This is a genomic window from Pseudomonas putida (assembly GCA_029953615.1).
Lineage (GTDB): Bacteria > Pseudomonadota > Gammaproteobacteria > Pseudomonadales > Pseudomonadaceae > Aquipseudomonas.
On sequence record CP124529.1, the window covers coordinates 4,545,925 to 4,564,968 of the forward strand.

18 protein-coding genes are annotated in these 19,044 nt (G+C 65.6%); 8 read left to right on the top strand and 10 right to left on the bottom strand.

The window, feature by feature from the left end:
• Positions 1 to 218: 218 nt before the first annotated feature.
• Genes QIY50_20895 through QIY50_20915 form a run of 5 tightly spaced genes read left to right on the top strand, consistent with a single transcriptional unit; the run spans position 219 to position 6,718 of the window.
• Positions 219 to 3,686, top strand: coding sequence for a response regulator (locus QIY50_20895; GenBank protein ID WGV19757.1), 3,468 nt, complete (start codon positions 219 to 221; stop codon positions 3,684 to 3,686).
• Positions 3,683 to 4,504, top strand: coding sequence for a protein-glutamate O-methyltransferase CheR (locus tag QIY50_20900; GenBank protein WGV19758.1), 822 nt, complete (start codon positions 3,683 to 3,685; stop codon positions 4,502 to 4,504). The genes QIY50_20895 and QIY50_20900 overlap by 4 nt, the downstream gene beginning before the upstream one ends.
• Complete coding sequence (locus QIY50_20905; protein WGV19759.1) at positions 4,501 to 5,076, top strand: chemotaxis protein CheB; 576 nt, start codon at positions 4,501 to 4,503, stop codon at positions 5,074 to 5,076. The genes QIY50_20900 and QIY50_20905 overlap by 4 nt, the downstream gene beginning before the upstream one ends.
• Entirely contained in the window at positions 5,070 to 6,296 is a 1,227-nt protein-coding gene (locus QIY50_20910) for a hybrid sensor histidine kinase/response regulator (protein WGV19760.1), read from the top strand. Before QIY50_20905 ends, QIY50_20910 begins: the two co-directional genes overlap by 7 nt.
• A 44-nt stretch (positions 6,297 to 6,340) precedes the next feature.
• Positions 6,341 to 6,718: a response regulator gene (locus QIY50_20915; protein ID WGV19761.1), complete on the top strand. Its 378-nt coding sequence runs from the start codon at positions 6,341 to 6,343 to the stop codon at positions 6,716 to 6,718.
• A 109-nt stretch (positions 6,719 to 6,827) separates the two neighbouring features.
• On the opposite strand, the gene QIY50_20920 is transcribed toward QIY50_20915, so the two are convergent.
• The 3 genes from QIY50_20920 to QIY50_20930 are packed head-to-tail and all read right to left on the bottom strand — an operon-like array spanning position 6,828 to position 9,468.
• Positions 6,828 to 7,409, bottom strand: coding sequence for a TetR/AcrR family transcriptional regulator (locus tag QIY50_20920; protein ID WGV19762.1), 582 nt, complete (start codon positions 7,407 to 7,409; stop codon positions 6,828 to 6,830).
• Positions 7,410 to 7,421: 12 nt separating this feature from the next.
• On the bottom strand, positions 7,422 to 8,270 hold the full coding sequence (locus tag QIY50_20925; protein ID WGV19763.1) for a 3-hydroxybutyryl-CoA dehydrogenase: 849 nt from the start codon (positions 8,268 to 8,270) through the stop codon (positions 7,422 to 7,424).
• A gap of 13 nt (positions 8,271 to 8,283) precedes the next feature.
• Positions 8,284 to 9,468, bottom strand: a complete 1,185-nt coding sequence (locus QIY50_20930) for an acetyl-CoA C-acyltransferase family protein (GenBank protein ID WGV19764.1) — start codon at positions 9,466 to 9,468, stop codon at positions 8,284 to 8,286.
• 168 nt (positions 9,469 to 9,636) lie between these two features.
• On the opposite strand from QIY50_20930, the gene QIY50_20935 reads away from it, so the two are divergent.
• On the top strand, positions 9,637 to 10,647 hold the full coding sequence (locus QIY50_20935; GenBank protein ID WGV19765.1) for an AraC family transcriptional regulator ligand-binding domain-containing protein: 1,011 nt from the start codon (positions 9,637 to 9,639) through the stop codon (positions 10,645 to 10,647).
• 130 nt (positions 10,648 to 10,777) lie between these two features.
• On the opposite strand, the gene QIY50_20940 is transcribed toward QIY50_20935, so the two are convergent.
• Both QIY50_20940 and QIY50_20945 read right to left on the bottom strand, forming a co-directional pair.
• Positions 10,778 to 11,215: a carboxymuconolactone decarboxylase family protein gene (locus QIY50_20940; GenBank protein ID WGV19766.1), complete on the bottom strand. Its 438-nt coding sequence runs from the start codon at positions 11,213 to 11,215 to the stop codon at positions 10,778 to 10,780.
• 135 nt (positions 11,216 to 11,350) lie between these two features.
• Positions 11,351 to 11,587, bottom strand: coding sequence for a hypothetical protein (locus QIY50_20945; GenBank protein WGV23149.1), 237 nt, complete (start codon positions 11,585 to 11,587; stop codon positions 11,351 to 11,353).
• Here QIY50_20945 and QIY50_20950 point away from each other — a divergent pair.
• The gene (locus tag QIY50_20950; GenBank protein ID WGV19767.1) at positions 11,475 to 11,873 is read left to right on the top strand and encodes a deaminase; all 399 of its coding nucleotides are present in this window, start codon (positions 11,475 to 11,477) and stop codon (positions 11,871 to 11,873) included. The two genes, QIY50_20945 and QIY50_20950, sit on opposite strands and share 113 nt — an antisense overlap.
• Positions 11,870 to 13,066, top strand: coding sequence for a cyanate transporter (locus QIY50_20955; GenBank protein ID WGV19768.1), 1,197 nt, complete (start codon positions 11,870 to 11,872; stop codon positions 13,064 to 13,066). Before QIY50_20950 ends, QIY50_20955 begins: the two co-directional genes overlap by 4 nt.
• Here QIY50_20955 and QIY50_20960 read toward each other — a convergent pair.
• The 5 genes from QIY50_20960 to glcF all read right to left on the bottom strand — a co-directional run bounded on the left by QIY50_20960 (position 13,059) and on the right by glcF (position 19,043).
• Positions 13,059 to 14,492, bottom strand: coding sequence for a PLP-dependent aminotransferase family protein (locus QIY50_20960; protein ID WGV19769.1), 1,434 nt, complete (start codon positions 14,490 to 14,492; stop codon positions 13,059 to 13,061). The genes QIY50_20955 and QIY50_20960 overlap by 8 nt on opposite strands.
• Before the next feature lie 93 nt (positions 14,493 to 14,585).
• Positions 14,586 to 14,924, bottom strand: coding sequence for a hypothetical protein (locus QIY50_20965; GenBank protein ID WGV19770.1), 339 nt, complete (start codon positions 14,922 to 14,924; stop codon positions 14,586 to 14,588).
• A 168-nt stretch (positions 14,925 to 15,092) separates the two neighbouring features.
• A complete protein-coding gene (locus QIY50_20970; GenBank protein WGV19771.1) occupies positions 15,093 to 17,264 on the bottom strand; it encodes a malate synthase G in 2,172 nt (723 codons plus the stop codon).
• A gap of 152 nt (positions 17,265 to 17,416) precedes the next feature.
• Entirely contained in the window at positions 17,417 to 17,815 is a 399-nt protein-coding gene (locus QIY50_20975; GenBank protein WGV19772.1) for a heme-binding protein, read from the bottom strand.
• The gene (glcF, locus tag QIY50_20980) at positions 17,808 to 19,043 is read right to left on the bottom strand and encodes a glycolate oxidase subunit GlcF (GenBank protein WGV19773.1); all 1,236 of its coding nucleotides are present in this window, start codon (positions 19,041 to 19,043) and stop codon (positions 17,808 to 17,810) included. The genes QIY50_20975 and glcF overlap by 8 nt, the downstream gene beginning before the upstream one ends.
• Position 19,044 lies beyond the last annotated feature (1 nt).

The following is a 19,044-nucleotide window of genomic DNA, read 5'->3' on the forward strand; positions in this document are numbered from 1 at the left end:
AATCTGTGCTCCGGATGGCAGCAGAAGTTCCCGAGGATACCGGGCCCTGCAATCAGATGGAACGATTGGCGCACGCTACCTTCAAATACTGGCTAAATGCCCTGCCAGACCCGGCAAAGCTGGTTAGACTCGCTTAACAGGACGACGCAGTGGCAGCTACTGACAAAAACCGATTTGCCACTCCTTTCAATGGACTTTTCTAGCTCGGGCGTTTTCACATGATTCAAGCAGCCTCGATGGACCAGCGAAGCTTCCGCAAGCTGTTGAGCCGCAACATCGGCCTCCCCTTGGGGGTAGGTCTGCTGGGGGCCGTGGCCTTCGTCGCGGTTATCAACTACCTGCTTTCGGCCTTGCAGTGGGTCGAGCACACCGACCGGGTGATCGGCAATGCCAATGAAACGGTCAAACTGTCGATCGACATGGAAACCGGCATGCGCGGCTTCCTGATCACCGGCGACGAGCGTTTCCTCGATCCTTACGAGGTGGCCAAGCCGCGTGTTATCGACAGCCTGCAGAGCCTGCGCGGCATGGTCGGCGATAACCTGCAACAGGTTGAGCGTATCGACCGCCTGATCGCCTTGCAGCAGGCCTGGAATGCCTTTGGTAGCCAGATGATCGAGCTGCGCCGTAGCGAGGGTGATTACCGTGCCCTGGTCGGCAACGGCCGCGGCAAGCGCCTGACCGACGAGATCCGCAAGGAGTTCGACAACTTGATCAGCAGCGAACAACAGTTGCGCATGACGCGCAACGAGCGGGTCAACAGTGTGACTGTCACGGTCATGTCGTCCTTCGTGTTGTTCATCGTCGGCCTCAGCGCCTTGCTGGCCTACCTCGGGCGACGCGACCTGCTGGCGCTGTCGGCGAGCTATGACGAAAACCTCAAAGCCCAGCAGCGCGCGGCCGAGCGCCTGGAGCACCAGGCCTGGCTGCGCAACGGGCAGACCCAACTGGCCGAGCAGGTGCTGGGCCAGCTGACCCTGCCCATGCTCGGTGACAATATCCTGCGTTTCTTCGCCAGTTACCTCGGCAGCGTGGTCGGCGCGTTGTACGTGCGTGACGAGCATGGCCGCCTGGTGCGTGTGGCCAGCTATGGCCTGGATGCCGAGGAGCAGGCGCGGGAGCAGGTGCTGGGTGACCACGAGGGCCTGCTGGCCCAGGCCGTGCGCGAAACACGGCTGCTGCGCCTGGAAGACTTGCCCGAGGACTATTTCCACCTCAGCTCCGGCCTGGGCCGAGGCCTGCCGCGCAGTGCACTGCTCATACCAACGGGCGACGATGGGCAGGTCAATGGTGTGCTCGAGCTGGGCTTCCTGCGGCCGCTGCGGGCGCAGGACGAGGAGATGCTGCAACGGGTCAGTGGCAACCTCGGCATCTCCATCGAAAGTGCCCGCTACCGGCAGCGCCTGCAGGAGGTGCTGGCCGAGACCCAGCAACTGAACGAAGAGCTGCAGGTGCAGCAGGAAGAGCTGAAAACCGCCAACGAGGAGCTGGAAGAGCAATCCCGCGTGCTCAAGGAGTCCCAGGCCCACCTGGAAACCCAGCAGGCAGAACTGGAGCAGACCAACGAGCAGCTGTCCGAGCGCACCGAAGCGCTGGACCGCAAGAACGACGAGCTGCTGCACGCCCAGGACGAACTGCAGGCGCGCGCCGATGAGCTGCAGCGTTCGAGCAAGTACAAGTCCGAGTTCCTTGCCAACATGTCCCACGAACTGCGCACGCCGTTGAACAGTTCGCTGATCCTGGCCAAGCTGCTGGCGGAGAACGGCGAGGGCAACCTCAGCGACGAGCAGGTCAAGTTCGCCGAATCCATCTACTCGGCCGGCAACGATCTGCTTAACCTGATCAACGATATTCTCGACATCGCCAAGGTGGAGGCTGGCAAGCTCGAAGTGCGCCCCGAAAGCACCCAGGTGGAGCGCCTGGTCGAAGGCCTGCGCGGCATGTTCGAGCCGCTGGCGGGGCACAAGGGCCTGGCCTTCGAGGTGACCACCGAGGCGCAGGTGCCGGCCACGCTGTTCACCGACTGCCAGCGCCTGGAGCAGATCCTCAAGAACCTGCTGTCCAACGCCATCAAGTTCACCGAGCGCGGCCAGGTCAGCCTGAACATCAGCTACCAGCCCGACCACGGCATCGTCTTTGCCGTGCGCGATACCGGCATCGGCATTGCTGTCGACCAGCAGGAGGCGATATTCGGCGCCTTCCACCAGGTCGATGGCACCAGCAACCGCCGCTATGGCGGCACCGGCCTGGGGCTGTCCATTTCCCGCGACCTGGCGCACCTGCTGGGCGGGCAGATCAGTGTCGACAGCAGCCCCGGCCAGGGCAGCGTGTTCAGCCTGATCCTGCCGGAGCGCTATGAGCGCGTGGCGCAGGACATCGAGCCGCTCAGCCTGCGCCCGGCGGTCGATACCCTGCCACCCGCGCCGCAGGTGCCGGCGGCGGCAACGCCGAAACGGCCGCAGCCGGCGTTTGCCGATGACCGCGAGCAAGCGCCGTTCGGCAACCGCTGCATCCTGGTGATCGAGGACGAACCGAACTTTGCCCGCATCCTCTTCGACCTGGCCCACGAGCTGGGTTACAGCTGCCTGGTGGCGCAGGGCGCCGACGAGGGCTTCGAGCTGGCCGCCCAGTACATCCCCGATGCCATCCTGCTGGACATGCGCCTGCCCGACCATTCCGGCCTGACCGTGCTGCAGCGCCTGAAGGAACAGGCCAATACCCGGCATATACCGGTGCATATCATTTCCGTGGAAGACCGGGTCGAGGCGGCCATGCACATGGGCGCCGTCGGTTATGCGGTCAAGCCCACCAGCCGCGAAGAGCTCAAGGAAGTGTTCGCCCGCCTGGAAGCCAAGCTCACCCAGAAGCTCAAGCATATCCTGCTGGTGGAGGATGACGACCTGCAGCGCGAAAGCATCGCCCGCCTGATCGGCGACGACGATGTCGAGATCACCGCCGTGGCCATGGCCCAGGATGCCCTGGCGTTGCTGCGCGAGAACATCTACGACTGCATGATCATCGACCTCAAGCTGCCGGACATGCTCGGCAACGAGCTGCTCAAGCGCATGACCGCCGAAGACATCCGTGCCTTCCCGCCAGTGATCGTGTACACCGGGCGCAACCTGACCCGCGAAGAAGAGGCCGACCTGCTCAAGTACTCGCGCTCGATCATCATCAAGGGCGCCCGCTCGCCGGAGCGCCTGCTCGACGAAGTGACGCTGTTCCTGCACAAGGTCGAGTCACAGCTGTCCAACGAACGCCAGCGCATGCTCAAGACCGCGCGTAGCCGCGACAAGGTATTCGAAGGACGCAAGGTGTTGCTGGTGGACGACGATGTGCGCAACATCTTTGCCCTGACCAGCGCGCTGGAGCACAAGGGCGCGATCGTCGAAATCGGCCGCAACGGCCGCGAGGCCATCGAGCGCCTGGAGCAGCATGACGACATCGACCTGGTGCTGATGGACGTGATGATGCCGGAGATGGATGGCTTCGAGGCCACCCGGTTGATCCGCCAGCAACCGCGCTGGCGCAAGTTGCCGATCATTGCCGTGACCGCCAAGGCGATGAAGGATGACCAGCAGCGTTGCCTGCAGGCTGGCGCCAACGATTATCTGGCCAAGCCGATCGACCTGGACCGCCTGTTCTCGCTGATCCGTGTGTGGCTGCCGCAACTGGAGCGAATTTGACTAGCGAACGTAACACCGACATCGAAATCCGCTTGCTGATCGAGGCCATCTACCTCAAGTACAGCTACGATTTCCGCAACTATTCCGGTGCGTCCATCAAGCGCCGGATCCTGCATGCGCTGCGCCAGTTCGACTGCCTCACGGTGTCGGCGCTGCAGGAGCGCGTGCTGCACGACCCGGGCATGTTCATGCAGTTGCTGCAGTACCTGACGATCCCGGTCAGCGAGATGTTCCGCGACCCGGGGCATTACGTGGCGCTGCGCAACGAGGTGGTACCGCTGCTGCGCACCTGGCCGTCGATCAAGGTGTGGATAGCCGGCTGCAGCACGGGCGAGGAGGTGTACTCCATGGCCATCCTGCTGCGCGAAGAGGGCCTGCTGGAGCGCACCATCATCTACGCCACCGACATCAACCCGCATTCGCTGGACAAGGCCAAGCAGGGCATCTACTCGATGCAGAGCATGCGCGAATACGCCGAAAACTATCGCCTCGCCGGTGGCCGGCGGGACTTTGCCGAGTACTACACGGCGGCCTACGGCAACGCCATCATGGACAGCACCCTGCGCGACAACGTGACCTTCGCCGACCATAGCCTGGCCACCGACAGCGTGTTTTCCGAAACCCAGCTGGTGTCGTGCCGCAACGTGCTCATCTATTTCAACAAGGAGCTGCAGGATCGTGCCCTGGGCCTGTTCCACGAGTCCCTGTGCCACCGCGGCTTCCTGGTGCTGGGCAGCAAGGAATCGGTGGATTTTTCCGCTTACAGCGAGCGCTTCGAGTCGCTGGTCAAGCCCGAACGGATCTACCGAAAGTCATGAAAGGCGTGCACGCGATGGTGATCGGTGCCTCGGCGGGCGGCGTGACGGCGCTGTTCAGCGTGCTGGGCGCGTTACCGGCCGGCTTCGCCATTCCGGTGATATGCGTACTGCACCTGCCGGATGACCGCCACAGCCAGCTGGCCGAGGTGCTGCAGCGCCGCCTGCGACGGCCGGTGTGCGAGGCCCGTGACAAGCAGCCGCTGCGCGCCGGGCAGATCTACGTGGCCGGGCCCGGTTACCACCTGTCGGTGGAGCGTGACCTGACCCTGTCGTTGAGCCAGGAGCCGCCGGTGCATTTTTCCCGGCCGGCGATTGACTACCTGTTCATGTCGGCGGCCGATGCCTACGGTGCCGGCCTGCTGGGCATGCTGCTCACCGGGGCCAATGAGGATGGCGCCGAAGGCCTGGCCTATATCAAGCACAATGGGGGCCGGACCGTGGTCCAGGACCCTTGCGACGCACAGGTGGCGCTGATGCCGGAGGCCGCCCTGGCCCTGCACCAGCCCGACCATATTCTTTCTCTGAGCGGCATCGAGCGATTGCTCGCGGCCCTGGAACCCAGCGCATGCTAAGCCACACCATCGCCAAACTGCTGATCGTCGACGACCTGCCAGAAAACCTGCTGGCCCTCGACGCCCTGATCCAGGGCCAAGACCGCGAGGTGCACCAGGCCCAGTCAGCCGAGGCAGCGTTGTCGCTGTTGCTCGAGCACGAGTTCGCCCTGGCCATCCTCGATGTGCAGATGCCGGGCATGAACGGTTTCGAACTGGCCGAGCTGATGCGCGGCACGGAAAAGACCCGCAACATTCCCATCGTGTTCGTCACGGCCGCCGGACGCGAGATGAACTACGCGTTCAAGGGCTATGAAAGCGGCGCGGTGGACTTTCTGCACAAGCCGCTCGACACCCTGGCGGTGAAGAGCAAGGTATCGGTGTTCGTCGATCTGTACCGCCAGCGCAAGGTGCTCGACCGCCAGTTGCAGGCCCTGGAGCGCAGCCGCCAGGAGCAGGAACTGCTGCTGGCCCAGCTGCAAACGGCACGCAGCGAACTGGAGCATGCCGTGCGCATGCGCGATGACTTCATGTCCATCGTGTCTCACGAAGTGCGCACCCCGCTCAATGGCCTGATCCTGGAAACCCAGTTGCGCAAGCTGCACCTGGCGCGCGGCAACCTGGACGCCTTCAGCGGCGACAAGCTGCAGGCCATGGTCGAGCGCGACGAGCGGCAGATCAACAGCCTGATCCGCCTGGTCGAAGACATGCTCGATGTATCGCGCATCCGCACCGGCAAACTGTCGCTGCGGCCCAAGGCGTTCGACCTGAGCCTGCTGGTGCGTGGCCTGGTGGAGAACTTCGCTGCCCAGGCCAGCGCACTCGACACCTGTATCGAGTTGCAACGCTGCGAGCCGCTGCAGGGCGAGTGGGACGAGTTTCGCATCGAGCAGGTGCTGGCCAACCTGTTGTCCAATGCCTTGCGTTATGGTGAGCGCAAACCGGTGCAGGTGCGGGTGTTCGAGCAGGACGGCCTGGCCTGCGTGCAGGTGCAGGACCATGGCATCGGTATCGGCGTGGCCAACCAGCAGCGCATCTTCCAGCAGTTCGAGCGGGTCGCCACCCAGCAGGCCAGTGGTGGGTTGGGCCTGGGGCTGTACATATCGGAGCAGATCGTCCAGGCACACGGCGGGCGCATACTGGTGGAGAGTGAAGAGGGCAAAGGCGCCACCTTCACCTTGCAATTGCCACTGGCAACCTGCGAACAACAAAACGACCAGGCACGGGCAACCTCTGCATGAGCCTGGGGTCTGATGGCCAGTTGTAAGTATTTCAAGGCGTTGACATGAGTGAAGATGCACAAGATGTAGTGCTGGTGGTCGAGGACGAACCGGCGATTCGCATGATCCTGCGTGATTACCTGGCGGGCGAGGGCTACCACGTGCTGGTGGCCGAGGATGGCGAGCAGGCGTTCGCGATTCTGGCAAGCAAGCCGCACCTCGACCTGATGGTAACGGACTTCCGCTTGCCGGGCGGGATTTCCGGCGTGGACATTGCCGAGCCGGCGGTGAAGTTGCGGCCGGACCTGAAGGTGATCTTCATCAGCGGCTACCCGGCGGAGATTCTCGAGTCGGGCAGCCCGATCACCCGTAAGGCACCGATCCTGGCCAAGCCGTTCGACCTGGATACCTTGCACGAGCAGATCCAGTCGCTCCTGCGCTGACTGTGTTTGCCTCTTCGCGGGCGCGCCCGCTCCCACAGGTTCTGTGCAGACCTTGAAGCCTGCGGGTTTCCTGTGGGAGCGGGCAAGCCCGCGAAGAGGCCGGTGCAGGCTAGCGCAAGGTCCGCTCCAGCCCACCCACCAGCATGCTTTCCATCAACCCCAGCCCCTGTTCCTCGGGCAAGGCCTTCAGCAACCCCGGCAACTGGTTAAGCAGTGTCGCCACCACATGCGCCGTGGCCACCAGGGCCTCACCCTGCAACTTCGCCTGCGGTGCGATCAACCTCAGCAACCCCGCCTCATAGCGCTTGCGCAACAAGGCCAGGCGCGCCTGCTGGTCGTCGCTCAGGCAACAGAAGTCGCGCTCCGCCAGGCGAAACTGCATGGGCCGCTCGGCATGCAGTTGCCAGTGCGCGGCAATCAGGCAGCTCAACGCCGATGCGCCGCGCGCCATGGCCCGGCGCCCCTGGTCGAGGGTGGCCTGCAACTCCTCGTACAGCTCCTCGATCAGGTCGTACAGCAAGTCCTGCTTGCTGGGGAAGTGGTGGTACAGCGAGCCCGCGGTAAGGCCCACATGGGCCGCCAGCTCGCGCATGCTGACCTGACCGAAGCCCTTTTCGGCAAACAGCGCCATGGCCCGGTCACGTCGCTCTTCAAAGTTGGCACAGCGCATCGCGGCATTGACCGGGGGCATGGCATTCGCTCCTCAGTAGGTGAAGAAACCGCGGCCGCTCTTGCGCCCCAGCCAACCGGCCGCGACCATTTCCTTGAGCAGCGGGGCAGGGCGGTACTTGCTGTCGTTGAAGCCTTCATGGAAGGCCTCCATGATCGCCAGCAGGGTGTCCAGGCCGATCAGGTCGGCCAGGGCCAGCGGGCCGATCGGCTGGTTGCAGCCCAGGCGCATGCCGGTGTCGATGTCCTCGGCACTGGCCAGGCCCTCCTGGCGCACGAAAATCGCTTCGTTGATCATCGGCACCAGAATACGGTTGACCACGAAACCCGGGCGGTTGCCGGCAGTGATCGGGGTCTTGCCGACCTTTTCGCTCACCACCAGTGCCTGGGCGTAGGTGCTGTCGCTGGTCTGCAGGCCGCGAATGATCTCGACCAGCGCCATCATCGGCACCGGGTTGAAGAAGTGCACGCCAATGAAGCGCTCGGGGTGCTCGATGCTGGCCGCAAGCTGGGTGACCGACAGCGACGAGGTATTGGTGGCAATCAGGCAGTCGGCGGCGACGTTGGCGGCTACCTGCTGCAGGATGCGCTGCTTGAGCTGCAGGTTTTCGGTGGCGGCCTCGATCACCAGCTGCGCGCCGCGCAGCTGGGCATAGTCGGTGCTGGTGCGAATGCGCGTGCGTGCAGCAGCCGCCTTGTCGGCGTCGAGGGTGCCTTTGTTGACCTGGCGCTCGAGGTTCTTGCTCAAGGTAGCCACGCCGCGCTCCAGCGCAGCGTCGGAAACGTCCACCAGCAGCACCTGGTAGCCAGCCACCGCACACACCTGGGCAATGCCGTTGCCCATGGTGCCGGCGCCGATCACGGCAATCTGTTCAATGCTCATGTGTCAGTCTCCTTCAGACGCGCTCGAAGACCACGGCGATGCCTTGGCCACCGCCAATGCACATGGTGGCCAGGGCATAGCGGCCCTGGATGCGCTGCAGCTCATGGATGGCCTTGGTGGCGATGATGGTGCCGGTGGCGCCCACCGGGTGGCCAAGCGAAATGCCCGAACCGTTGGGGTTGACCTTTTCCGGGTCGAAGCCCAGTTCGCGAGCCACGGCGCATGCCTGGGCGGCGAAGGCTTCGTTGGACTCGATCACGTCCAGGTCCTGCACTTTCAGGCCGGTCTTCTCCAGCACCTTGCGGGTGGCCGGGATCGGGCCCAGGCCCATCAGTTCAGGCTCGACGCCGGCATGGGCATAGCCCACCAGGCGTGCCAGCGGCTTCAGGCCCAGGCGGCGCACCGCATCACCACTGGCCAGTACCAGGCCGCCAGCGCCGTCATTGATGCCACTGGCATTGCCGGCGGTAACGCTGCCGTCTTTCTTGAACACCGCCTTCATCCCTGCCAGTTGCTCGGCAGTCACCTCGCCACGCACATGCTCGTCAGTGCTGAACTGCACGCTGCCCTTGCGGGTTTTCAGTTCCAGCGGGACGATCTGGCTGGCGAAGCGGCCTTCGGCAATGGCGCGGGCAGCGCGGCGCTGGCTGGTCAGGGCCAGTTCGTCCTGCATTTCACGGGTAATGCCGTGCCTGGCCGCAACGTTCTCGGCAGTGATGCCCATATGGAAGTGTTCGAACGGGTCCTGCAGCACGCCGACGGTGTAGTCGATGCCTTGCAGGTCACCCATGCGTGCGCCCCAGCGTGCCTGTGGCAGCAGGTAGGGGCCACGGCTCATGGATTCGGCGCCGGCCGCCACGGCCACATCGGTGTCGCCCAACAGCAGGCATTGGGCCGCCGAGACGATGGCCTGCAGGCCCGAGCCGCACAGGCGGTTAACGTTGAAGGCCGGGGTTTCCTTGGGAATGCCGGCGTTCATTGCCGCTACGCGGGCCAGGTAGGCGTCACGCGGTTCGGTGGGGATCACCGTGCCCATCACCAGGTGGCCGATCTGCTCGGCAGCCACGCCCGAGCGCTCGATGGCGGCACGGGTGATGGCGCTGGCCAGGTCGGCCAGCGGCAGGTCCTTGAGGGAACCGCCAAAGCCACCAATGGCTGAACGGACGGCACTGACGACGTAGATTTCTGCGCTGCTCATAGGGGCTCCGATTGCGAAGGCATGGCGGGACCGGGCCAGGCTCTGCGAGAATGGCCGGCGATCCCGGAGTGGGACCGAGTCTAGGCAAAGGCTCTGTAGCAGCCTATGCCGTAACTGTTCAGACAACCTGGCACTTTTTGCCACTCAGCATAGACAGCGAAAACCGCCATGCGCGATAGCGATTCGGTCGCCGTGTACTTCCTCAATGCCATGCTCCATGCCCTGCGCGACTGCCCCGGCGAACGCGATGTGCAGCTGCGTGCGGTGGGCATCGACCCGCAACTGCTCCAGCAACCCCAGGCCCGTGTTCCGGCCAAAGCCTTCGCCCAGCTGTGGCTGGCGCTGATCCAGCGCCTGGACGACGAGTTCTTCCGCCTCGATAGCCACGGCATGCCGCCGGGCAGCTTCGCCCTGATCTGCCGGGGCCTGATCCTGGAGCCGAACCTGGAAAAAGCCTTGCGCCAGTGCATGGCTGGTTTCGGCCTGTTCCTGCGTGACCTGCGCGGCAACCTGACGGTGCGTGGCGGGCGGGCGCTGATCAGCGTGCAGTCGAGCATCGCCGACCCGCTGACCCGGGTGTATGCCGAGGAAACCTACCTGGTGCTGATGATCGGCATGCTGTGCTGGCTGGCCGGGCGGCGGATCGCCATCGACCGCACCGAGCTGGCGGTGTCGCGCCCGGCCCAGGAGGACGACCTGCTGCTGTGGGGGCCGGACCTGCGCCTGGGCAGCGGGCGCACCGAGGTGGAGTTCGACAGTGCCTACCTGCGCCTGCCGGTGGTGCAGGACCTGGCGGCCCTGAAAACCTTCCTGCGCAGCGCGCCGCAGGGGTTGGTGATTCGCTTTCGCAACCAGAACGGGCTGGTGGCCGAGGTGTACCGGCACCTGCGGGCGCGGCGCTATGGGCAGTGGCCGACGCTGGCGGCACTGGCGCAGCTGCAGGGGGTCAGTGCCAGTACGTTCCGTCGGCAGCTGGAGCGGGAGGGGCGTTCGTACCAGCAGATCAAGGATGAAGTGCGCCGGGCAATGGCCTTCGAGCGGCTGCGCGAAGGGGAGTTGAGCATTGCCGAGATTGCCGAGCAGACCGGGTTCCAGGAGCCCAGTGCGTTTCACCGGGCGTTCAAGAAATGGACCGGGCAGAGCCCTGGGAGCTACCGGGCGCGGTTGGCCGGGCGGTAGCGTTTACCTGCACCGGCCCTTTCGCGGGCTTGCCCGCTCCCACAGGTGCAGCACAGCTTTCAGGCCCTGTGAGATCCCTGTGGGAGCGGGCAAGCCCGCGAAGAGGCCGGTACAGGCGACCGATCAATGATCAGGCCGGCACCATGGCAAACCCGACCCCGAAACGGTTCCAGGCATTGATGGCGGCAATTGCCAGGGTCAGGTTGGCCACTTCGGCCGGCTCGAAGTGTGCCTGCAAGGCTTCATATTCCGCCTGCGGCGCACCGTGCTCGGGCAGCCGGGTCAGGCTCTCCACCCAGGCCAGTGCAGCACGTTCGCGTGGGGTGAAGTAGGCGGTTTCCTGCCAGACGCACAACGTCTGCAGGCGTGCCTCGGTCTCACCGGCCTTGCGCGCGTCGTTGGCGTGCAGGTTCACGCAATAGGCGCAGCCGTTGATCTGCGAAGCCCGCAGCCGCACCAGCTCCAGCAGGGAATTCTCCAGTCCGCTCTTGGCCAGGGCTTGCTCCAGGCCGACCATGGCCTTGTAGGCCTCGGGGGCGTGCTTGGCCCATTCGATACGGTTGTGCATGGCTGTCTCCAAAGGGTGTGTGATGGGGATGGCGTTACTGTAGCGCCGCCCGTTGGCCGCCCCGATAGCCAATCGCGCGCATAAGCGGGAGGCCAATCGACCATTTGGGGGGCCACTGACAGGCATCCAATCTCTTCATTTCTGCCAGGCCGCCCAAGCCCGGATAATGACCAGCTCTTGCAACAGGAGCACCGATTCATGTCCGAAGAACGCTACATGCGCGAAGCCCTCGAACTGGCCCGCGCCAACATTCAGGCCGGTGGCCGGCCCTTCGGCGCCGTGCTGGTGTACCAGGGGCAGGTACTGGCGCGTGCAGTCAACGAGATTCACAGCACCCAGGACCCGACCGCCCCACGCCGAGATGCAGGCCATCCGCAAGGCCAGCCACGCCTTGGGCCAGGCGCGCCTGGATGGCGCCGAAATCTACGCCAGCGGCCACCCGTGCCCGATGTGCCTGGCAGCCATGCACCTGTGCGGCATCGAGCGGGCCTGGTTTGCCTACGATAACGCCGAGGGCGAACCGTACGGTTTGTCCACCGCGGCGGTATACGCGCAGATGGCTCGCCCACCCCAGCAGCAGAGCCTGCCGCTGCGCGCCCTGAAACCCAGCGGCGAAGCCGGTCTGTACCATGAATGGAAACAGGCCAACGCACAATGAGAGCAGCATTGAACCTGTTGCTGGTCATGCTGCTGGCCCTGAACCTGCGGCCGATCCTGACCAGCATCGGCCCTTTGCTCGAACCCATGCGCGCCAGCACCGGCCTGGGTTACCAGCAGGCGGCCTTGCTGACGGCGTTGCCGGTGCTGTGCATGGGCCTGGTGCCGTTGCTGCAACCCTGGTTGCGGCGCTGGATCAATGAACATGGCGGCATGCTCGCTGGCCTGGCGGCCATCGCCCTGGCCTGCCTGTGGCGCCTGCAACTGGACAGCGCCTGGGCGCTGATTGCCAGTGCGGTGGTCGCCGGCCTGGGGGTAGCGGTAGTGCAGGGCATGATGCCGGGGCTGGTCAACCGCTGGTTCCCCGGCCGCCTGGCGGGGGCGATGGGCCTGTATTCGGCAGCGCTGATGAGCGGCGGCGGCCTGGCCGCCGTGCTCGGGCCGCACATCAGTGGCTACTTCGGCCACTGGCAGGTCGGCCTGGGGGTGTGGGCGACCCCTGCCGTGCTGGCGCTACTGGCCTGGGTCGTGCTGCGGCCACGCCAGCAGGCGCCGAAGCTGGGCGGTGCCACCGGCGGGCACTGGTTCGGTACGCGCCGGGCCTGGTTGCTGGCGTTGTACTTCGGCTTGATCAACGGCGGCTACACCAGCATGGTGGCCTGGTTGCCGGCCTATCACCTGGAGCATGGCGGCAGCGCCCAGGGTGGTGCCGACCTGGTGGGCCTGATGACCATCTTCCAGGTGGCCGGCGCACTGGGCCTGCCACTGTTGTTGCGGCGCTGGGCAGACCGGCGCCCGGGCCTGTGGCTGGCCTTGGCGATCCAGCTGGTGGGTTTCCTCGGCCTGTTGCTGGCGCCCACGCTGGCCTCGGGACTGTGGGTGGCGATGATCGGTTTCGGCCTGGGCGCCTGCTTCAGCCAGAGCCTGACGCTGACCCTGGAACACCTGAAGACGCCAGCCGAGGCCGGCAGCCTGGCGGCGTTCGTGCAGGGCATCGGCTTCATCATCACCGGCATCGTGCCGTACATCACCGGCTGGCTGCGCGATGTGAGCGGCGATTTCCAGGCCTCATGGACGCTGCTGACCGTGACCGTGGTGGCGATGTTGCTGGTTACCGCGTGCTTCAACCCTCGCGGTTATGCCGCGGCCATTGCCCGCCCGGTTGTCGGGGCCAAGCCTGCGCCCGTCAACTGAGGCGCTGCAGGGTGTCGCGCACCCGGTCCAGTGCCGGGTCGATGTCCAGCAGCTCGATGGCGCCGAAACCCAGCAACAGCCCTGGGCGCACTGGCGCTTCGCTGAAGAACGGTGCCAGCGAGTACAGGCCGACCTCCACCTTGCGCGCGAGGTTGGCCAGCAGCTCGACATCGACTCCAGGTCTGGCCAGGGCGCTGAGGTGGAAGCCGGCGCTGGCCGGGATGGCGCTGAACCATGGCGCCAGGTCGCCACCCAGCCGTGCGAGGATGCGTTCGCGACGGGCGCTGTAGACTTCGTGGCAACGACGGATGTGCTTGTTCAGGTGGCCTTCGCCGATAAACCGCGCCAGTGCCCACTGCAACAGGGTCGGGCTGTGCCAGTCGCTTAGGTGCTTGGCCACGCAGGCGGCCTTCAACACGGCGGGCGGCAGGATGGCGTAGCCCAGGCGCAACTCGGGCAGCAAGGTCTTGGAAAAGGTCCCCACATAGGCCACCAGGCCATGCCGGTCGAGGCGCTGCAACGCATCCGCGGCTGGCCCGTGGTAGCGGAACTCGCAGTCGTAGTCGTCTTCGATGATCAACGCGCCCAGCTCGGCGGCCCGCGCCAGCAGGGCGTGCCGGCGTGGCTCGCTCATCGGCATGCCCAGCGGGAACTGGTGCGAGGGCGTCACATAGATCAGCCGGGTGCCGTCGGCGATCTGCTCCACGCACAGGCCTTCATCGTCCACCGGTACCGATTGCAGGCGCGCGCCCAGGGCCAGGAACAGTTGCCGCGCCGGCGGGTAACCGGGGTCTTCCATGGCCACCTGGCAACCTGGCTCGACCAGCACCCGGGCGATCAGGTCCAGTGCCTGCTGGGCGCCGTTGCATACCAGCAGGTCGGCGGCGCTGCAGTGCACGCCGCGGGCATAGGCAACGTGATGGGCGATGGCCTCGCGCAGCTCGGGCAGGCCCTGGGCCGGGAACTGTCGCTCCGGGTGGCGCTGGCTGCGGCGCAAGGCATGGTTCAGGCAACTGCGCCACTGGTCGAACGGGAACTGCGCCTTGCTCGAGGCCCCGCCGATGAAGTCATAACGCGAGGGTGCCTGCAGCTGACGTTGGCTCAGCACGGTAGCGCGCTGCTGCCAGCGCTCGAGGGACGCGGCAGCGGCCAGGGGAATGGCGGTTGATTCGCTGCTGCGCAGCGGCTGGCGCGGGGTGATGAAGGTGCCACGGCCGACCACGCCGCTTAGCAGGTTGTCGTAGGTCAGCCGGGAGTAGGCCTCGGCCACGGTCTTGCGCGATACGCCCAATTGCTCCGCCAGCAGGCGGCTTGGCGGCAGTTGGGTGCCGGCGGCCAGGTGGCCGCTGTCGATGCCGGCGCGCAATTGCTGGTAAAGCTGGTCGGCAAGGCCTTTGCGGCCTTCCAGGCGAATGTGCAGTTCCATGGTGCGGTCCGGAGCGGGGAAGTGCTCAGGATAGCGGATTGACCGCGGACGGGCATGGGGCCGCAAAGCGGCCCTGAAACAGGCAGTCGGTGATCAGAACCTGGCAGTGCTCACCGTGATGTAGCCCTTGTCCGCCAGGGCGATGCGTATCACCGTCTCGTCCGCCGGTGCCTTGCGGTTGCGCTTGATGCGCACGCCTTCCACCGCAGCCGCTTTCATCTGCTCGGAAATGGCCCGCCCGTTCGGGTCGAAGAACACTTCGCTGGCCAGCAACTCGATACGCTCGATCAGTTGCCGGGAGCGTTCATCGGTAGCGCAGAAGAACATCACCCCCGACAGGTGCGGGTCGTCATCGGGGTTGTTCATGTCATGGGCCAGCAGTTCGCGCAGGGTACTGCGCAATTCGGCGGTGGGGCGGGCGTACAGGTGCATGCGGAAGCTCCTCTGGATCGCGACCTTGCGTCATCCAGTGCCGATCATGTTTTCCGGGGACAGGAGCTACAAGTAGGACGCTTCCGTGCGTCGCGTAGGAAGTTTCCGAAGATGTCGGAATGCCAGGTGTTTTCATGCGGTTGGGCCGCACAGCGGCCCTTGTCAGCATCAGCGCCCGACTTCCCGCTTGAAACGCAAGCGCCAGCCATGCAGCAACGGTTCGGTATAGCCACTGGGCTGCTGCCGCCCCTTGAACACCAGTTCACGCGCAGCGCGGAAGGCATGCGATGCCTCGAAACCGGCCGCCATCGGTCGATACGCCGGGTCCCCGGCATTCTGCTGGTCGACCACGCTGGCCATGCGCTGCAAGGTCGCCTCGACCTGATCGGCATCGACCACCCCGTGATGCAGCCAGTTGGCAATGTGCTGCGCCGAAATCCGCAGGGTTGCGCGGTCTTCCATCAGGCCTACGTCATGGATATCCGGCACTTTGGAACAGCCGACCCCTTGCTCGACCCAGCGCACCACGTAACCGAGGATACCCTGGCAGTTGTTGTCCAGTTCGGCCTGGATGTCGGCTGCGCTCCAGGGCCGCTCGGTGCTGACCGGGACACTGAGCAGGTCATGCAGCAACTCGGCACGCTGGGCATTCAGGTCAATCTGCTCCAGCGTTTGCTGCACGGCCGCAACATCCACCTGATGGTAGTGCAGCGCATGCAGCGTCGCGGCTGTGGGCGAGGGTACCCAGGCCGTGTTGGCGCCGGCCCTGGGCTGGGCGACTTTCTGTTCGAGCATGGCCGCCATCAGGTCGGGCATGGCCCACATGCCTTTGCCGATCTGCGCCTTGCCGCGCAGGCCACAGGCCAGCCCCACCAGTACGTTGCTGCGCTCGTAGGCCTGGATCCAGGCGCTGCCTTTCATGTCGCCCTTGCGCAGCATGGCGCCGGCTTCCATGGCTGTGTGCATCTCGTCGCCGGTGCGGTCGAGGAAGCCGGTGTTGATGAACACCACTCGTGACGCGGCGCTGGCGATGCAGGCCTTGAGGTTGACGCTGGTACGTCGTTCCTCGTCCATGATGCCCATCTTCAGCGTGTGTGCAGGCAGGCCGAGCAACGCTTCGACGCGGCCGAACAGCTGGTCGGCAAAGGCCACTTCGGCGGGGCCATGCATCTTCGGCTTGACGATGTACAGGCTGCCCTCGCGGGAATTGCCGCGGCGCTTGAGGTCGTGCAGGCCGATCAGGCTGGTGACCACGGCATCGAGGATGCCTTCCGGGATTTCCCGGCCATCGCGGTCGTGGATGGCGGGGTTGGTCATCAGGTGGCCGACGTTGCGGATGAACAGCAGCGAACGGCCTGGCAGGGTCAGTGGCTGGCCGTCTGCGCCGTGGTAGTGGCGGTCATCGGCCAGGGTGCGGCTGAAGGTTTTGCCACCCTTGCTGACCTGCTCGCTGAGGTCGCCTTTCATCAGGCCCAGCCAGTTGCGGTAGACGTTCACCTTGTCGTCGGCGTCCACCGCGGCTACCGAGTCTTCGCAGTCGATGATGGTGGTGAGCGCAGCCTCCAGCAGGATGTCCTTGACCCCTGCCGGGTCCTGCTGGCCGATGGCGTTGGCCGGGTCGACCTGGATTTCGAAATGCAGTTGGTGATGCTGCAGCAGAATCGCCGTTGGCGTGTTCGGCTCACCTTGGTAGCCCCGCAGTTGCGTCGGGTGCCTGAGGCCGACCTGGCGACCATCCGCCAGGGTTACCTGTAGCGTGCCCTGGTCGATCGCGTAGGCCTTGGCATCATTGTGCGACCCGCCGTCGAGAGGGGCAGCGGTGTCGAGGAACTGCCTGCCATAGGCGATCACCTTGGCGCCGCGTCGCGGGTTGTAGCCCTGGCCACGTTCGGCTCCATCGGTTTCGGCGATGGCATCGGTGCCGTACAGGGCATCGTACAGCGAGCCCCAGCGGGCGTTGGCGGCGTTGAGGGCGTAACGGGCGTTGCTCAGTGGCACCACCAGTTGCGGGCCGGCCTGCACGGCGATCTCGCGGTCGACGTTGCGGGTGCTGACCTGCACGCTGGCCGGGGGCTCCACAAGGTAGCCGATGGCTTGCAGGAACTGCTGGTAGGCGGCCATGTCACGGATCGGGCCAGGGTGCTGGCGGTGCCAGTTGTCCAGTGCTGTCTGCAGGCGCTCGCGTTCGGCGAGCAGGGCGCGGTTCTGCGGCGCGAGGTCGTGGACCAGGGTGCTGAAGCCTTGCCAGAAGGAGCGGGCTTCGATGCCGGTGCCGGGGAGGACTTCGTCTTCGATGAAACGTTGCAGGGTCGGGGCGATCTGGAGTGGATGGTTTGGCATTGTCTGTTCGCTCGATGTTCAGTCTTCTGGAAAGTTTTTGCCTGTGCCGGCCTCTTCGCGGGCTTGCCCGCTCCCACAGGTACTGCACAGGTCTCACGTCTTGTGAAAGCCCTGTGGGAGCGGGCAAGCCCGCGAAGAGTCCGGTACAGGACTCAGAGGGCAGCCGCCCCGGCCTTGGCCACCTGGGCATCCTGCTCGGACTTGACCCCGGACACGCCGATCGCCCCCACCACCTGCCCATCCACCCGCAGCGGCACGCCACCTTCAAGACTGGTCAGCAGCGGCGCGGTGACGAAAGCGGTACGGCCGCCATTGACCATTTCTTCGTAATCCCGCGTCTCCTTGCGCCCCAGTGCGGCGGTGCGGGCCTTTTCCATCGCGATGTAGGCACTGGCCGGCGCGCAGCCGTCCAGGCGCTCCAGGGCCAGCGGGTGGCCGCCATCGTCGACCACGGCAATGGTCACGTTCCATTGTTGCGCCTGGGCTTCCTGGCGCGCGGCGCTGAGCGCGCGGGCGACTTCGGCCTGGCCGATCACGGGCTTGTTATGCATGGTGGTTCTCCGGATTCAAGGCTGCTTCGACGATTTCGATCCAGTGCCGCACCGGTGTGCGCCCGGCCCCGTCGAGGTGGGCCTGGCAGCCGATATTGGCGGTGGCGATGACTTGCGGTTTGCCGCTTTCCAGGGCGTTCAGGCGGTTGTCGCGCAGTTGTAGCGACAGCTCAGGCTGGGTCAGCGAGTAGGTGCCCGCCGAGCCGCAGCACAGGTGGCCGTCCGGCACCTGGGTCAAGGTGAAGCCCAGGCGCGTCAGCAGCGTCTCCACCGCACCGCCCAGTTTCAGCGCGTGCTGCAGGGTGCACGGGCAATGGAACGCCAGGCGCTGTTCGGCGCACAGGCCCAGTTGTTCGACCGGCTCGTCGCGCAGCACTTCCACCAGGTCGCGGGACAGGGCGCTGACCCGTGCGGCCTTGGCGGCGTAGCGCGGGTCCTTCTCCAGCAGGTGGCCGTAGTCGCGCACGAACGCGCCGCAGCCGCTGGCGGTTTGCACGATAGCCTCGGCGCCGGCTTCGATGGCTGGCCACCAGGCATCGATATTGCGCCGTGCCCGTTGCAGGCCTTGTTCCTGGGCATTGAGGTGGTAGTCCACCGCGCCACAGCAGCCGGCCTGCCGGACCGGTACCACGCTGATGCCCAGGCGGTCCAGCAGGCGTGCGGCGGCGGCATTGGTGTTGGGTGAAAGGGCCGGTTGCACGCAACCTTCCAGCATCAGCAACCGACGCGCATGGCGCGGTGCGGGGCGTTGGCCGGGGGCGATGACCCGCGCCGGCAGCTTGCGCTTGAGCGTGGCCGGCAACAGCGGGCGCAGGGCCTGGCCGCTGCGGGTCAAGGCCTTGAACAGCGCGGGGCGTGGCACCACTGCTCGCAGGCCCTGGCGCAACAGGCGCTGGCCAAGCGGGCGCGGCACCTGCTGGTCGACCACGGCGCGGCCGATGTCCAGCAGGTCGTGGTACTTCACCCCGGAAGGGCAGGTGGTTTCACAGTTGCGGCAGGTCAGGCAGCGATCCAGGTGCAACTGGGTGCTGGCGGTGATCGGCGCGCCTTCGAGCATCTGCTTGATCAGGTAGATGCGCCCGCGTGGGCCGTCCAGTTCATCGCCCAGCAGCTGGTAGGTGGGGCAGGTGGCGGTGCAGAAGCCACAGTGCACGCAGGAGCGCAGGATGCTTTCGGCCTCGTCGGCGCGGGCCAGGTGCCGGGCGGTTTCGCTCAGGTTGGTTTGCATG

Bases quoted from the DNA above. Each gene is read 5' to 3' on its own strand.
- QIY50_20965 (WGV19770.1), bottom strand. From the start codon at position 14,924: ATGCACCTGTACGCCCGCCCCACCGCCGAATTGCGCAGTACCCTGCGC.
- QIY50_20935 (WGV19765.1), top strand. From the start codon at position 9,637: ATGCGCGATAGCGATTCGGTCGCCGTGTACTTCCTCAATGCCATGCTC.
- QIY50_20940 (WGV19766.1), bottom strand. From the start codon at position 11,215: ATGCACAACCGTATCGAATGGGCCAAGCACGCCCCCGAGGCCTACAAG.
- QIY50_20945 (WGV23149.1), bottom strand. From the start codon at position 11,587: ATGGCCTGCATCTCGGCGTGGGGCGGTCGGGTCCTGGGTGCTGTGAAT.
- QIY50_20925 (WGV19763.1), bottom strand. From the start codon at position 8,270: ATGAGCATTGAACAGATTGCCGTGATCGGCGCCGGCACCATGGGCAAC.
- QIY50_20970 (WGV19771.1), bottom strand. From the start codon at position 17,264: ATGCCAAACCATCCACTCCAGATCGCCCCGACCCTGCAACGTTTCATC.
- QIY50_20960 (WGV19769.1), bottom strand. From the start codon at position 14,492: ATGGAACTGCACATTCGCCTGGAAGGCCGCAAAGGCCTTGCCGACCAG.
- QIY50_20910 (WGV19760.1), top strand. From the start codon at position 5,070: ATGCTAAGCCACACCATCGCCAAACTGCTGATCGTCGACGACCTGCCA.
- QIY50_20975 (WGV19772.1), bottom strand. From the start codon at position 17,815: ATGCATAACAAGCCCGTGATCGGCCAGGCCGAAGTCGCCCGCGCGCTC.
- QIY50_20915 (WGV19761.1), top strand. From the start codon at position 6,341: ATGAGTGAAGATGCACAAGATGTAGTGCTGGTGGTCGAGGACGAACCG.
- QIY50_20895 (WGV19757.1), top strand. From the start codon at position 219: ATGATTCAAGCAGCCTCGATGGACCAGCGAAGCTTCCGCAAGCTGTTG.
- QIY50_20920 (WGV19762.1), bottom strand. From the start codon at position 7,409: ATGCCCCCGGTCAATGCCGCGATGCGCTGTGCCAACTTTGAAGAGCGA.
- QIY50_20905 (WGV19759.1), top strand. From the start codon at position 4,501: ATGAAAGGCGTGCACGCGATGGTGATCGGTGCCTCGGCGGGCGGCGTG.
- glcF (WGV19773.1), bottom strand. From the start codon at position 19,043: ATGCAAACCAACCTGAGCGAAACCGCCCGGCACCTGGCCCGCGCCGAC.
- QIY50_20930 (WGV19764.1), bottom strand. From the start codon at position 9,468: ATGAGCAGCGCAGAAATCTACGTCGTCAGTGCCGTCCGTTCAGCCATT.
- QIY50_20955 (WGV19768.1), top strand. From the start codon at position 11,870: ATGAGAGCAGCATTGAACCTGTTGCTGGTCATGCTGCTGGCCCTGAAC.